Here is a 13,202-nt window from a genome sequence, read left to right on the forward strand (position 1 = left end):
AACAACTGCACGGCCTACATTGACAGCGTGACAACGGTTGGCTGGCGGTCCGCGATGACCCGGGCGCTCTACGGTCCCGGCGGCTTCTTCACCCGGGCGGCCACGGGCCCGGCTGACCATTTCCGGACGAGCGTCCACGCATCGCCGCTCTTTGCCGGCGCGCTGCTGAGGCTGATCCAGGAGGTCGACGACGCGCTCGGCCACCCGGACCACCTCGACGTCGTCGACGTGGGTGCTGGTCGCGGCGAACTCCTGACCGCTCTCGATGCCCTGGTGAACGGCAGCGACCTCCGGGAACGGGTCCGGTTGGTGGGCGTCGAGCTCGCCGGACGACCGGACGGGCTGCCGAAGGAGATCGGCTGGCGCGCGGACATCCCGGACAGCGTGACCGGCGTGCTGCTGGCCACCGAGTGGCTGGACAACGTCCCGCTCGACCTGGCCGAGGTCGACGCGGACGGCCGGCTGCGCCAGGTGCTCGTCGACCCTGACACCGGTCTGGAGACACTCGGGCGTGATCTCGACGCCGCCGACCGGTTCTGGGCGGCGCGCTGGTGGCCGGACGCCGGACTCGGGGACCGCATCGAGATCGGCTGGCCCCGGGACGCCGCCTGGGCCGAGGCCGTCAGCTCGGTGCGGCGCGGCTGCGCGCTGGCGATCGACTACGGGCATCTGCGCAGCTCACGGCCTCCGCTCGGAACGCTAACCGGGTTCCGGGACGGGCGGCAGATCGAGCCGGTACCCGACGGGAGCTGCGATGTCACGGCTCATGTGGCGATCGATTCCGCGGCGGTTGCGGCCGGGACGGCGTACCGGATCATCGGGCAGCGGGAGGCCCTGCGCGGTCTGGGGGTCGACGGCGGGCGACCACCGCTGGCCCTGGCGAGCACGGACCCGGCCGGATATCTGCGCGCGCTGAGCGCCGCCGGCGCGGCCGCCGAGCTCACCGACCCGGCCGGGCTGGGCGGGCACTGGTGGCTGCTGCACGAGGTGGGCATCGAGCTTCGTGGGAACATCTAGCCGTGAGTGACTTGCGGGAGATGACCGTCGGGACCGGGTCCGGGCTCGACACGGCCGACATGGTGCTCAACATCGGCCCGCAGCACCCGTCGACGCACGGCGTGCTGCGGCTCAAGCTGACCCTCGACGGCGAACGTGTCGTCACCTGCGAGCCCATCGTCGGATACATGCACCGCGGCGCCGAGAAACTCTTCGAGGTGCGCGACTACCGGCAGATCATCGTGCTCGCCAACCGCCACGACTGGCTGTCGGCCTTCTCCAACGAGCTCGGCGTCGCCCTCGCCGTCGAACGGCTCATGGGCATCGAGGTCCCTGAACGCGCAACCTGGCTGCGGATGGCGCTGGCCGAGCTCAACCGGGTGCTCAACCACCTGATGTTCCTCGGCTCGTACCCGCTGGAGATCGGTGCGATCACACCGATGTTCTACGCGTTCCGCGAGCGCGAAACCCTCCAGGCCGTCATGGAGGAAGTCTCCGGCGGCCGCATCCACTACATGTTCAACCGCGTCGGCGGCCTCAAGGAAGAAGTGCCCGCGGGCTGGACCAGCCGGGCCCGGACCGCCATCGACAAAGTCCGCAGCCGCATGCCCGACATCGACAACCTGGTCCGCAACAACGACATCTTCCGAGCCCGTACGGTCGGAGTCGGCGTCCTCACCGCGGAACAGGCAGCGGCGTACGGCGCCTCTGGACCCGTGGCACGAGCCAGTGGCCTCGACATCGACCTGCGGCGCGACGAGCCCTACCTCGCGTACGACCAGCTCGACGTCCCGGTCGTGACCCGTACCGCCGGCGACTGCCACGCGCGCTTCGAAGTGCTGCTCGACCAGGTGTACGCGTCACTCGACCTCGCCCAGGCCTGCCTCGACCGCGTCGACCGGATCAGCGGACCGGTCAACGTCCGCCTCCCCAAGGTCGTCAAGGCACCCGAGGGCCACACGTACGCGTGGACGGAGAACCCGCTCGGCATCAACGGCTACTACCTGGTGTCCCGCGGCGAGAAGACCCCGTGGCGCCTCAAGCTGCGCACCGCGTCGTATGCCAACGTCCAGGCGCTGGCGACGCTGATCCCCGGGTGTCTCGTGCCGGACCTGATCGCGATCCTCGGGTCGATGTTCTTCGTCGTCGGGGACATCGACAAGTAAGGGCCAGGCTACCAGCGGCCGTGTTCGTCCCTTTGATCCGTGCCGTAGTAGCCGCCGGTCTCGGGCCGGCCCTGCTCCGACTGGGGCCCGAAGGTGACGTAGCTGCCGTTGTCGATGTAACCGGACGTTCCGCCGCTGTGATAGGCGCCGGTGCGGTCCTCGGTCAGCGGGACGCCATAGCCGTAGCCTGTCGCCTCGTAGCCGCCGTCTTGAGCCTGATCCGCCAGACCGTAACGACCGATGTCCGTGCCGGTGTCGGGGGCCGCGTGCCGCCGTGACGCCCGCTGCGGGGCGGCGTCGTTGCTTCCGGCCTGATATTCGACAACCGGAGCGCTGTCGTAGCCGGTGCCGCTCCCGTAGCTGGTGCCTACACCTGCACCGTTCGCATTGCCGGCGCCGGTGTAGTCCTGGCTGATGGCGTAGTCGCTGCTCGTGGCATAGTCGGCGCCGCCCGCGTAGCTGCTGCCGGCGGCGTAGTTGCCGTCAGTCGCATAGCTGCCGCCAGTCCCGTAATTGCCGCCAGTCGAGTAGCTACCGCTGGTGGCGTAGTCGCTGCTGCCGGTGCGCTCGCCGCCGGCCGCAAAGTTGTCGCCGCCGGTGCGCTCGCCGCCGGCCGCAAAGTTGTCGCCGCCGGTGTGCTCGCCGCCGGCCGCATAGTTGTCGCGGCCGGTCGCCCCATAGTTGCCGCTACCGGTGTGCTGGCCGCTGAGCGCGTAGTTGTCGCCGCCCGTGTGCTCGTCGCTGAGATAGTCCTCGCCGCGGGTGTAGTCGGCGGGTTGGGCGGCGGCGTATTGCGGGGCCGCTCCGCTCTGGTCCGCCCACGCCGAGCCGGGATCGTAACCGCCGCCATATTCGGCGCCGCCGTAAGTGCCACCGCCGTATTCGGTGCTGCCGCCGCGGCCCACGCTGTCCTGCTCGCCGCCGCTATCGCCTCCACCGCCGTCATATGCGCCGCCGTATCCCTCGCCGCCGCCATACGTCGCGCCGCCAAGCGCCCGGCCACCGCCGTGGATCCCGCCGCCGCGGGACTGGTAAGCGGCGTCAGGATGCACGCGGTCTGCATACGCGGAGTCCGGGTAGGTGGCTTCCTGCCGGCCAGGGCTCCCATATGCGGAGTCCGGCAAGGCCGGAAGCGGAAAGGCAGGCCCCTGGTGGCTCGGATCGACATAGGCCGGATCCGGGAAGGAAGCTTCCGGATAGCCCGGGTCCGCAAAGGCAGGATCCGCGTAGGCACCTTCCTGATGGTCGAGGTTTACATACGCGGGGTCCGGGAAGTCGGCACGCGGATGATCAGGCATGCGGTGGGCGGAGCTCGCAGATGCGGGGTCCGGCAAGGCCACGTCGGGGTAGCGCAGGTCTGCGAAGGCAGAATCCTGGTAGTCAGCATCCACGTAGGCCAGGTCCGAAAAAGAGGGATCCCCGTAAGCCGGCGGGGGATACGACGACACCGGCTGCGGAACAACGGCGGCGCCCCGCTGACGCGGAATCGAGCCCGCTCCCACCGGCCCGGCACCCACTGACGCCGAGCCCGTCGAGACAAAACCCCCCGTCGCAGGCCCGGCCGATGCAGAACCAACCGGAGCCGAACCCACAGAGGCCGAACCCACAGAGGCCGAACCCACGGAAGCCGAGCCCATGGAAGCCGAGCCCACTGACGCCGAACCAACCGACGCCGAGCCGACCGACACGGAACCTACTGACGCGGAGCCGACCGGCGCGTAACCCGCGGATGCGGCACCGGAGGCCGAACCACCCAAGACCGAACCCGAAGAGCCGCCGCGCACCTGTGCCGCCCCCATCGGAGCAACACCCCCGGACACCGACGCCGAGGCAACAGCCGGAATCCTCGCCACCGAAGTCTGCCCAGGCGCCGGCTGCGGAGTAACAGTCCCCGCCGCACGCCCACCAATCGTATGGCCAGGCGCTACCCCACCCCCACGACCACCCGAAGTCTGACCCGGCGCCATCGCACCCGCGCGGCCACCCGTGGTCTGTCCCGGCACCGCCCCGCTCGCACGACCACCTGTTGTCTGGCCCGGGGCCGTCCCGCCCACACGACCACCCGAAATCTGGCCCGGCGCCATCGCACCAGCGCGGCCACCCGAAGTCTGGCCCGGCGCCATCGCACCACCGCGGCCACCCGCGGTCTGGCCCGAGGCCTCCCCGCCCACGCGGCCACCCGAAATCTGACCGGGCGCCATCCCGGCCGCGCGGCCACCCGTGGTCTGGCCCGGCTCGGGTTGGCCTTGCGCAAAAGCCGCCGCCGGGGACCCGCCAGGCCGCATGCGGCCCATCTCGTCCTGGAGGACCTGGACCCGGTGGCCTGTGGCCCGGGCTGCCGCAGCGACCTCTTCGCGGATTTCCTCGCGCAGGTCACCGACCTCGGCCGCGACCCGGTCCTCGACGTCCATGCGGTGCAGGACGGGGTCGTTACGGATCAGCATGGCGGCGCCGATCAGGACGACGCAGACGGCGATGAGCAGGACCGCGAAGCGGATGGAGTTGTTGCTGCCGCCGATCAGCACGACGATGGCGGCGACCGGGGCCAGGCCGACGCCGGCCCAGATCAGGGCCGTGAGGAGGCGGGCGGAGTGCGGCGCCTCGGGGTCCCGGTCAGGCATGGTGGCAGATGCTACCGAGAGTGGCGCCCGTCACGAAACGGGCAAACGCCGGGCACCGTGTCACGGTGCCCGGCGTCCGGGATGTATCAGCAGGTCATCAGCCGGCGGCGAGGGCGCCGTCCGAGCTGAAAACGAGGCCGACGCTGATCGTGCCCTGCTTCAGACCGGTCTTGGTCAGCGGACCACCGGCGTCCAGCGAGCTGAACTTGCCCGCCTGGAAGCTGTAGGTCTCGACCAGGCCCTGCTGGCACTTCGGCCGCTGCGGGCACTCCGGCGGGCCGCCGAGGACGGTGGCGGCACCCGAGCACTTGGCCGCAAGGTCCGACAGTGTCTTCACGCCGTACTTGGTGGTGAACGCCTCCGTGGTGGCGAACGCGTTCTGGTCCTGCGCCGCGGACGGCTTGCCGAAGACCAGGCCGGCCTTCTCACCGAGGGCGGTCAGGTTGGTCATCGTGGTGTCGATCTGCGGCGACGACGGGTCCTTGGCGTCCTTGCCGTCGATCTTGCCGGAGAGGAACGTCGCCAGCGTGGCGGCGTACTCGGGGACGACGTCGATGTCGCCCTTCTCGAGCGCGGGCTCGTACAGCTCGCGGTTGCCGATCTGCTGGACCTTGACCTTGTAGCCGGCGGCCGTCAGGGCGATGTTGTAGAGCTCGCCGAGGGTCGCGTTCTCGCTGAAGTTGGCCGCGCCGACTGTGATGTCGCCGCCGGGGCCCTTCGTGATGCCGCTGGTGATGCTGTTGGCCGTCGCGAACTCCTCGGCCGCGGCCTTGGACGACTTGCGGTCGATGTCGACGGCCTTGTTGAGCTCGATCAGCTTCGTCGTGTCCAGCGCCGCGGAAACCTTGTCGAGCGCCGCGATGAGCTCGGGCGACGAGGCCTTCTTGTTGATCGCCGGGACGATGTTGTCGGTGTTCTGGAGGTTCTTGTCGTCGGTGAGGACGACGAGCTTGTCACCGGCGACCGGCGCACAACCGGCGGAGCCCGCCGCGTTGCTGGCCGGGGCTTCGGTGCCCGAGGAACCGGAGTCACCACAGCCGGCGAGGATGACGGCGGCGGTCATGAGGGTGCCGGCCGTCAGGAGCAGGTGTCGACGCATACTGCCGCCTTCTGTGTCCCGGCACGGCCTGATCGGCCGCGCCGCGTGTCCGACGGGCAGTCGGTTTCGATGCCCGTGTGATGTCAGTTGTCGGCCGCCCGGAGGCGGCCTCGATTCATTCCTACCCGCTGGGTCTGACAACTTCTGTAACGATGCGGGACCGTTACCCAGCCGGTGCCGCAGCGGTCGGCCGGCGACGGCGTTCCGTCCGCAGTCCCGGCGGTGTCACCAGTCGTTGTACGCCTGCGAGGACCGCTTCCACCAGCAATGCGAGGAGCGCCACAACGATTCCGCCGGCCACGATCTGCCCGCCGCCGCCGTTGCTCATGCCGATGCCGAAGCCCGCGGAGATGATCTCGCCGAGCCCGCCACCGTTCACGAACGCGGCCAGCGCCGCAGTCGCGACCACCTGGACGGCCGCCGTCCGCAGTCCCGCCGCGAGATAGGGCACCGACAGCGGCAGCTCGACCTGGCGCAGCACCTGACCGCCGGACAGCCCCATGCCGCGAGCGGCGTCCCGCGTTTCGGGATCGATCTGCCGCAGTCCCGTGTACGCGTTCGCCAGGAGGGGTGGGACCGCGAAGACCGCCAGGGCGACCACGACGGGGGGTTGACCGAAGCCGAGCGGCGTCAGCGGCAGGATCGTGAGCAGGGCGAGTGTGGGGATGGCCAGGGTCAGGTTGGCGAAGGTGATGACCCCGCCGCCGCCCCGTCCCCGGTGGCCGAGCCAGATGCCGAGCGGCCAGCCGATGACACACCCGAGCAGCACCGCCCAGAGGCTGATGAGCAGGTGCTCCTGGAGCCGGTCCAGCAGTCCGCCGGGGTTGGTCCAGTTCAGCGGGTCGTTGAGCCAGATGTAGCCCTCGTGGAAGTAGTTCACGACTTCCGCTCCCTCGTCCACGGGGTGAGCAGGCGGCCCACACCGGCCAGGAGCAGGTCGAGGACCAGGGCCAGGGCGACGCAGAGCAGCGTGCCGGTCATGATCTCGGCCTTGTAGAAGTTGTTCCGGAAGCCGCCGAGGATCATCTCGCCGAGACCGCCCTTGCCGATCAGCGAGCCGACCGTGACGAGCGCGACGGTCGAGACGGTGGCGAGGCGCAGACCGGTGAGGATGCCCGGCAGCGCCAGCGGCAGCTCGATGCGCCACAGGCGGCCGAACCGGCCGTAGCCCATCCCGGCGGCGGCGTCACGGACCTCCCCCGGGACCTGCGTCAGGCCGGCGAGGGAGTTGCGGACGAGCACCAGCAGGGCGTACAGGACCAGGGCGATCAACACCGAGGTGTCGCTCGTCGTACCGACGGCCGGGGCGAGAAGAGCAAGAAGCGCCAGGGAAGGGATCGTGTAGAGGACGCCGGAGAGTGCAAGAATCGGGCCGGTCAGCGGTCGCCACCAATAGGAGACGACCGCCAGCGGCAACGCGACGATCAGCGCGATGATCACTGCACGGGCGGTCAGACCCGCGTGGAACTGCAGCGCGGTGAGGATCTCGCTCGCGTTGTCGTGGACATAGCGCCAGGAGAACCACGGATTTCCCGGCCCGTCATCAGCGGGGGCGGCCAGGGGCCACGCAGGCGCCGGGGCCCTCGACAGGAAGGACATACGTGGACGCTACCGCGATCAACGACTCCGGCGCTGGCCGGACCGCGGCGTCTATCACGCTCGAGAACCTCGGCAAGGTCTATCCGGACGGCACGGTGGCGGTCGGCGACATCAGCCTGGACGTCGGTGCGGGTGAGCTGGCCGTGCTCATCGGCCCCTCCGGCTGCGGCAAGTCGACCGTCCTCCGGATGATCAACAGGCTGATCGAGCCGTCGAAGGGCCGCATCCTGATCGACGGTGAAGACGTCTCGACGCAGGATCCGGTCGAGCTCCGCCGCAAGATCGGCTACGTGATCCAGAATGTGGGACTCTTCCCGCACCAGACGATCCGTACCAATGTCGGAACCGTTCCGAAGCTCCTGGGCTGGGACCGGAAAAAGATCAAGTCACGCGCCGACGAGCTGCTCGAGCTGGTCGGTCTGGACCCGGGGCGCTACGCCGGTCGTTACCCGCACGAGCTCTCCGGTGGTCAGCGTCAGCGGGTCGGTGTGGCGCGCGCCCTCGCCGCAGATCCGCTCGTGCTGCTGATGGACGAGCCGTTCTCCGCGGTGGACCCGATCGTCCGCGGCCGGCTGCAGGAGGAGTTCCTGCGTCTCCAGGCCGCGGTCCGCAAGACGATCGTGCTGGTCACCCACGACATCGACGAAGCCGTACGCCTCGGCGACCGGATCGCAGTGCTGGCCGAGGGCGGCCGGCTCATGCAGTACGCGAGCCCGGCCGAGCTGCTGAGCCACCCCGCCTCGCAGGCGGTGAGCGAGTTCGTCGGCACCGACCGCGGCATCCGGCGGCTGGCGGTCACGCCGGTCCGTGGCGCGATGCGCCCGGTCGGTCAGATCGAGGAGATCGACCGGCTGCCCACGGTGGAGGCCGGCGGCACGCTCTACGACGCGCTGGCGGCGATGCTGACCAGCGACTCGCTCAACGTCGTCGTGGTCGAGGACGGCAAGCCGGTCGGCGCGGTCTCCCGGTCGGCTCTCTTCGACGTGCCCAACGAGGAAGCCGCCGCTACCTCCGCCTGACAGACCGCAGCGCGACCGGAGGGGGGCTTCCGATCGCGCTGCGGGTGTGGCGCGGCGTTGTGGGGGCCAGGTTGGGGGTTCCGGTCCACAGGTCGCGCCCCGGGGCGGTCCGGCCAGCACGGGCCGGACCTGGGGTGAGGGTCAGTGAGTGCCGCGGCGTCCGCCGAGGGTCGCGAGTCCGATGATCCAGCCGACGAAGAGGCCGTAGGTGGCGCCCTCCCCGGCGGTCCGGAACGCGCCGAGCAGCGACGGGTTGGCCAGGAACAGCGTGGTCAGCAGGGCCGCAAAACCACCGGCGAAGATGTACGCCGCCCAGCCCGCGAAGAACTGGCTGATCGTGCCGCGGGCCCGGGCCAGCTGGGAGCCGGGCAGCAGGTAGAGGAAGAGCAGCGTCAGCACGACGACGAGGATCGCCTTGAGGTCGCCGATGATGATCGAACGCAGGGAGTCGTCGGAGTCGAAGCGCCAGTGCGGCCAGGCGAGCAGGCGCAGCCACCAGCCCCCTGCGGTTTCGGGGTTGGTGTTGTCGGTGACCCAGTCGGAATACCAGGGGCTGCCGAAGACCAGCACGAGTATCAGTGCGGCGACCGTGCCCGCCCCGGGCGCGGTTTTGTAGCGGTTGGTGAGAGCCATGAACCCGCTATTTCCCAGCGGATTCCGGTCACCAAACGCGGCGGAACTGATATCCGTGAATGTGTGCCTTGTGAAAAATCAGTGCTTTTGCAGGTAATCGATGAACGCCGCCCGCAATAGCGGCTCCTGCTCCCCGTACCCGTGTCCGGTCAGTTCACGCCACAATGCGACCGCTTCCTCGATCGTCGGCCCGACCGTGTTCGGGGCGCCGTCCAGCGAGGACGCTTCGTCGGCGTCGGGCAGGTGCTTGAACACCGACCAGAAGAAGCTCAGGTCACGCCGCTCCCGGGCCTTCGCGAAGGCGCGCTCACGCAGCTCCTCGGTCGGCAGGGCGTCCAGCTCGGCGAAGGTCGAATCGGTCATGCCGCCAGCATAGGGCGAACGGCCCGGCGTTCAGCGGCCACTGCCCCAAGGCCCTTCGTCCCAGCGCAGAGGTGCGCCCTGCTGCTGTGGCGGTGCTGCGGCCGTCGGCAGGTCCGGCGTCCACGTGGTCCCGGACGAGGCCGCCGCGTTCCAGTCCTCACCGACCATCGGTACGGGCAACGGCCGCCCGTACGTCTCGACGAGCCGGGTGACGATCAGGCCGCCGCCGATCGCACAGGCCGCGATGGCGAACAACGCGATGTCGAAGTTGCGCCTGTCCGCGTAGTCGAGGAACAGCGCGATCCCGGCCACCGCGAGGAGAGTGCCGAAGATGCCACCACGCCGGCCGTAGGCGCTGGTCCCGGCGAGCAGAGCGGCACCGAAGGCGATGCCCGTCCACTCGAGCCCGGTGCCCGGTGTGATCGGAGCGGTCGACCCCGCCGCGATCAGGATGCCCGCACCGACCGCGAACACCGACGAGAGGATCAGCGAGACGAGCACCGGGAACGCCGAGCCGGCACCGCGGCGGCGAGCCGGGTCCCCGGCCTGGCGCAGGCCGCCGACCATCCGCCGGATCGGCCCGACCGTGCCGAGCGCACCACCGATGACAGCCAGCAGTGCAAAGCCGCCGAAGAGGTAGAACGCCTGGTTGGACGGGTCGTAGTCGCCCTGCACGGTGACCGGCACGGTCCGCAGCTGGTTGTAGACGATGACACCCATCGCCGCGCCCAGGGTCGCGGCCCAGCCCGGAACGTGCAGCACGATCACGAACAGGCCGATCACCAGACCGCCCACCGCGGCCACGATCAGCGCCGGCACAGCCGCCTTGACCAGGCCGTCGTCGCCGTTCTCGGCGAAGTGCAACGCCGCGGCGAGCGCGATCGGACCGACCGCAAGATTGGGTACGCCCGCACGCAGCGTCAGCCCGGCCCCGAGGGCGAGCAGCCCGATCGAGGCACCCGAGATCAGCAGGCTGTCGAGGGCGGGCCGCCTCAGGCTGGCCGGGTCGAGCCGGTAGAGCAGGTAGGCGATCGCGGCGACCGCCAGCAGCAGGACGATCTCCCAGCCGATGTGGATGCCGAGCCGGTCGCGACCCGCGTCGTCCACCTCGTCCTGGCGGACCGGCTCGGCGACCGGCTCGGTGAGACGGGTGCCGGTGTCGTCGGGGTCGAGGTCGCGGCGGCGGGCGCGAAAATCGGCCGCACCGAAGCCCGTCCGGTACGCGGCCGGGTCGTTGTCGCCCTGGTCGTCGGTATTACGACGATATGTGGTCTCGTCGTAGGCCATCTCGCGCACCTCCTCGCCGCGGCACAGCATACGGAAACGAGGGGGCCTCGGTTCAAGTCCTGAAAGGGCGGAAGGTCAGGACCGTCCGGCCTGTCTGCCCGACTCGCCCCCGCCCTTCTGATCGGGTTGCTCCGGGACCCGGCACGACCGCTCGAGCCACAGCGCAGCACCGACGAGCGCCAGCGCCGCGGCCACACCACCGACGGCTGCCGGGACGTCGTCGCGGGCGGCCCGGGTGGGCTCCAGCGCCAGCCACGCCAGCAGACCGGCGGAGAAGCCGCCGAACAGCGCGCCGGCCAGCGACGACGCCTTGGCGAGCACCACAAAACGAGCCACCGCGAGCGGGTCGACTCGGGGTGCACCGGGCTTGCGCTGGATCCGGGCGCTGGTGTTCTGCGCGAGGACCGCCTCGGCGATCGCCAGCGTGGCCAGCACGATGATCGGCAGCCACGGCAACCGCGGCATCTGCGTGTAGAAGGCGCTCAGCAGCAGCCAGCCCACCGCGGCGGCGGCCAGCCCGGCGACCACCAGCATCGAGAGACTGGTCGGCCGCATCGACGGGTCGGGTGCTCCACCGCCGGGGTTGCTGCTCACGCCAGTGACTCTAACGGCAGATCGGGCCGCGGGGTCAGAGCGTTCGCGTCGGCGGTCAGCTCCGGGGCGTTCAGCAGATCGGTCACCCAGCCGTGTCCGGGCAGCTGGGCGTAGGGCTGCAGGTCCAGCCAGGGCTTCAGGACAAAGGCCCGCAGATGGGCTCGCGGATGCGGCAGCGTCAGCTCCTCGTCGTCGCTGAGCACGGGGGTGTCGTCGTCGCGCCAGACCGCGATGACGTCCACGTCGAGGGTGCGCGGCCCGAAACGCCGCTCCGGATCACGGGCCCGGCCTGCGGCCTTCTCCAGCTCCCGCACGCGGTCCAGCCAGCTCCTCGGATCCGCCGCCGGGTCCACGGCCAGCACGACCGCATTCAGGTACGCCGGTTGGTCGGCATCACCCCACGGCGGCGTCTCGTAGACCCCGGACATCAGCACCGCGCTGTCGCCGAGCTGCGTCACGGCCTCTTTCAAATACGCGTAGCGGTCGCCGAGGTTGCTGCCCAGCGACAGGATCGCCCGGGTCATCGGGTGCGCCGGACGGTGACCGCCACGTCGGCGAACTCGTGCGGGATCGGCGCCTGCGGCTTGTGCACCGTGACCGTCGCGGCGGCAACCCGGCCGTCGGCGAGGCAGACGGTGACGAGCCGGTCGGCCAGCGTCTCGATCAGGTTGACCGGCTCCCCCGCGATCACCTCGGCGAGACGCCCCGCCAGCTCGCCGTAGTGGACGGTGTCCGTGACGTCGTCGGTGGCGGCCGCCGGGGCCAGGTCCAGCTCGAGGACGACGTCGACCACGAAGTCCTGCCCGTCCCGCCGCTCGAAGTCGAAGACACCGTGGTGACCCCGGACCTTCAGGCCGCTCAGCGTTATGCGGTCACTCACGGCGTACCCCCGGAACTTGATCTTTGGAAACGCGGACGGCCGGTGGCGCGCCACACGGCCAGGGCGTCCGCGGTCGCGCGCACGTCGTGCACCCTGACGCCCCACGCGCCCGCGGCCACGGCCAGCACGGACGTCGCTATCGTCGCTGCTTCGCGGCCGTCGACGGGCCGCGGCTCGCCGTCGGGGGAAGCCAGGAGCCGGCCGAGATAGGTCTTGCGGCTCGCCGCGAAGAGCACCGGGTGGCCCAGGGCGACAAGCTGATCGAGATGCGCGCTGAGCGCCCAGTTGTGCTCGGCGCGCTTGGCAAAACCGATGCCCGGATCGAGGATGAGCCGGCCGGGATCGACGCCGGCGGAGACCGCGTCCTCCACCCGCTGAAGCAGCTCGGCGCGAACCTCCGCGACAACGTCGGTGTAGGTGGCCAGGTCGAGCATCCGGCGCGAATGACCACGCCAGTGCATGAGGATCCAGGGGCAGCCCGCGTCGGCGACGACGGTGGCCATGCCCGGATCGGCCAGACCGCCGGAGACGTCGTTGACCACCACCGCGCCCGCCGCGAGCGCGGCCGCGGCCACCTCGGCCCGCGTGGTGTCGATGCTGAGCGGCACCCCGGCGCGGGCCAGCTCGGTGACCACCGGCAGGACCCGTGCGATCTCGGTCGGGCCGTCGACCCGGTCGGCGCCGGGGCGCGTGGACTCACCACCGATGTCGATGATGTCGGCACCCGCCCGGCGCAGCGCGAGGCCGTGAGCGACCGCCGCCTCGACGCCGGCAAAACGGCCACCGTCGGAGAAGGAGTCGGGGGTGACGTTGAGGACGCCCATCACGACCGGGTGATCTTGCTGAAGCAGCAGGTCGCCACTGACCTGCGCGGTCGTTGCGCTACCGATCGGATCGCTCACGGGAAGACGGTACCGGGCAGGCACTCTTAGAACATATGTTCGA

14 protein-coding genes are annotated in these 13,202 nt (G+C 70.4%); 3 read left to right on the plus strand and 11 right to left on the minus strand.

The window, feature by feature from the left end:
• The first annotated feature begins 54 nt into the window (after positions 1-54).
• A complete protein-coding gene (locus tag AFR_RS41610; protein ID WP_041843399.1) occupies positions 55-1,017 on the plus strand; it encodes an SAM-dependent methyltransferase in 963 nt (320 codons plus the stop codon).
• A gap of 20 nt (positions 1,018-1,037) precedes the next feature.
• Positions 1,038-2,162, plus strand: coding sequence for an NADH-quinone oxidoreductase subunit D (locus AFR_RS41615; protein WP_023562867.1), 1,125 nt, complete (start codon positions 1,038-1,040; stop codon positions 2,160-2,162).
• Positions 2,163-2,170: 8 nt separating this feature from the next.
• Here the strand turns inward: AFR_RS41615 and AFR_RS46985 are convergent, their stop codons facing one another.
• The 4 genes from AFR_RS46985 to AFR_RS41640 all read right to left on the minus strand — a co-directional run bounded on the left by AFR_RS46985 (position 2,171) and on the right by AFR_RS41640 (position 7,481).
• The gene (locus AFR_RS46985; RefSeq protein WP_158510597.1) at positions 2,171-4,783 is read right to left on the minus strand and encodes a hypothetical protein; all 2,613 of its coding nucleotides are present in this window, start codon (positions 4,781-4,783) and stop codon (positions 2,171-2,173) included.
• 97 nt (positions 4,784-4,880) lie between these two features.
• On the minus strand, positions 4,881-5,882 hold the full coding sequence (locus AFR_RS41630; protein WP_023562870.1) for a glycine betaine ABC transporter substrate-binding protein: 1,002 nt from the start codon (positions 5,880-5,882) through the stop codon (positions 4,881-4,883).
• A gap of 163 nt (positions 5,883-6,045) precedes the next feature.
• Positions 6,046-6,762: an ABC transporter permease gene (locus tag AFR_RS41635; RefSeq protein WP_023562871.1), complete on the minus strand. Its 717-nt coding sequence runs from the start codon at positions 6,760-6,762 to the stop codon at positions 6,046-6,048.
• Positions 6,759-7,481: an ABC transporter permease gene (locus tag AFR_RS41640; RefSeq protein ID WP_023562872.1), complete on the minus strand. Its 723-nt coding sequence runs from the start codon at positions 7,479-7,481 to the stop codon at positions 6,759-6,761. The genes AFR_RS41635 and AFR_RS41640 overlap by 4 nt, the downstream gene beginning before the upstream one ends.
• A gap of 2 nt (positions 7,482-7,483) precedes the next feature.
• Here AFR_RS41640 and AFR_RS41645 point away from each other — a divergent pair, with 2 nt between their 5' ends.
• The gene (locus tag AFR_RS41645; RefSeq protein WP_023562873.1) at positions 7,484-8,500 is read left to right on the plus strand and encodes an ABC transporter ATP-binding protein; all 1,017 of its coding nucleotides are present in this window, start codon (positions 7,484-7,486) and stop codon (positions 8,498-8,500) included.
• A 141-nt stretch (positions 8,501-8,641) separates the two neighbouring features.
• Here AFR_RS41645 and AFR_RS41650 read toward each other — a convergent pair whose 3' ends face one another.
• From AFR_RS41650 to folP, 7 genes are all read right to left on the minus strand, one after another.
• The gene (locus tag AFR_RS41650; RefSeq protein WP_023562874.1) at positions 8,642-9,133 is read right to left on the minus strand and encodes a hypothetical protein; all 492 of its coding nucleotides are present in this window, start codon (positions 9,131-9,133) and stop codon (positions 8,642-8,644) included.
• 78 nt (positions 9,134-9,211) lie between these two features.
• Positions 9,212-9,496, minus strand: a complete 285-nt coding sequence (locus AFR_RS41655; protein ID WP_023562875.1) for a hypothetical protein — start codon at positions 9,494-9,496, stop codon at positions 9,212-9,214.
• Between the two features lie 30 nt (positions 9,497-9,526).
• A complete protein-coding gene (locus AFR_RS41660) occupies positions 9,527-10,783 on the minus strand; it encodes an ABC transporter permease (RefSeq protein ID WP_041843401.1) in 1,257 nt (418 codons plus the stop codon).
• A gap of 75 nt (positions 10,784-10,858) precedes the next feature.
• Positions 10,859-11,338 carry a DUF3180 domain-containing protein gene (locus AFR_RS41665; RefSeq protein WP_148308353.1) on the minus strand — a complete coding sequence of 160 codons (480 nt, stop codon included), beginning with the start codon at positions 11,336-11,338 and terminating at the stop codon, positions 10,859-10,861.
• A 35-nt stretch (positions 11,339-11,373) separates the two neighbouring features.
• Positions 11,374-11,901 (minus strand): 2-amino-4-hydroxy-6-hydroxymethyldihydropteridine diphosphokinase, encoded by a 528-nt coding sequence (folK, locus tag AFR_RS41670; protein WP_023562878.1) that lies wholly within the window; start codon positions 11,899-11,901, stop codon positions 11,374-11,376.
• Positions 11,898-12,257, minus strand: coding sequence for a dihydroneopterin aldolase (folB, locus tag AFR_RS41675; protein ID WP_023562879.1), 360 nt, complete (start codon positions 12,255-12,257; stop codon positions 11,898-11,900). The genes folK and folB overlap by 4 nt, the downstream gene beginning before the upstream one ends.
• Complete coding sequence (folP, locus tag AFR_RS41680) at positions 12,254-13,081, minus strand: dihydropteroate synthase (protein WP_063749661.1); 828 nt, start codon at positions 13,079-13,081, stop codon at positions 12,254-12,256. Before folP ends, folB begins: the two co-directional genes overlap by 4 nt.
• Positions 13,082-13,202: the final 121 nt, after the last annotated feature.

It is taken from the genome of Amorphoplanes friuliensis DSM 7358, from assembly GCF_000494755.1.
In the GTDB taxonomy this organism is placed as follows: Bacteria; Actinomycetota; Actinomycetes; order Mycobacteriales; family Micromonosporaceae; genus Actinoplanes; species Actinoplanes friuliensis.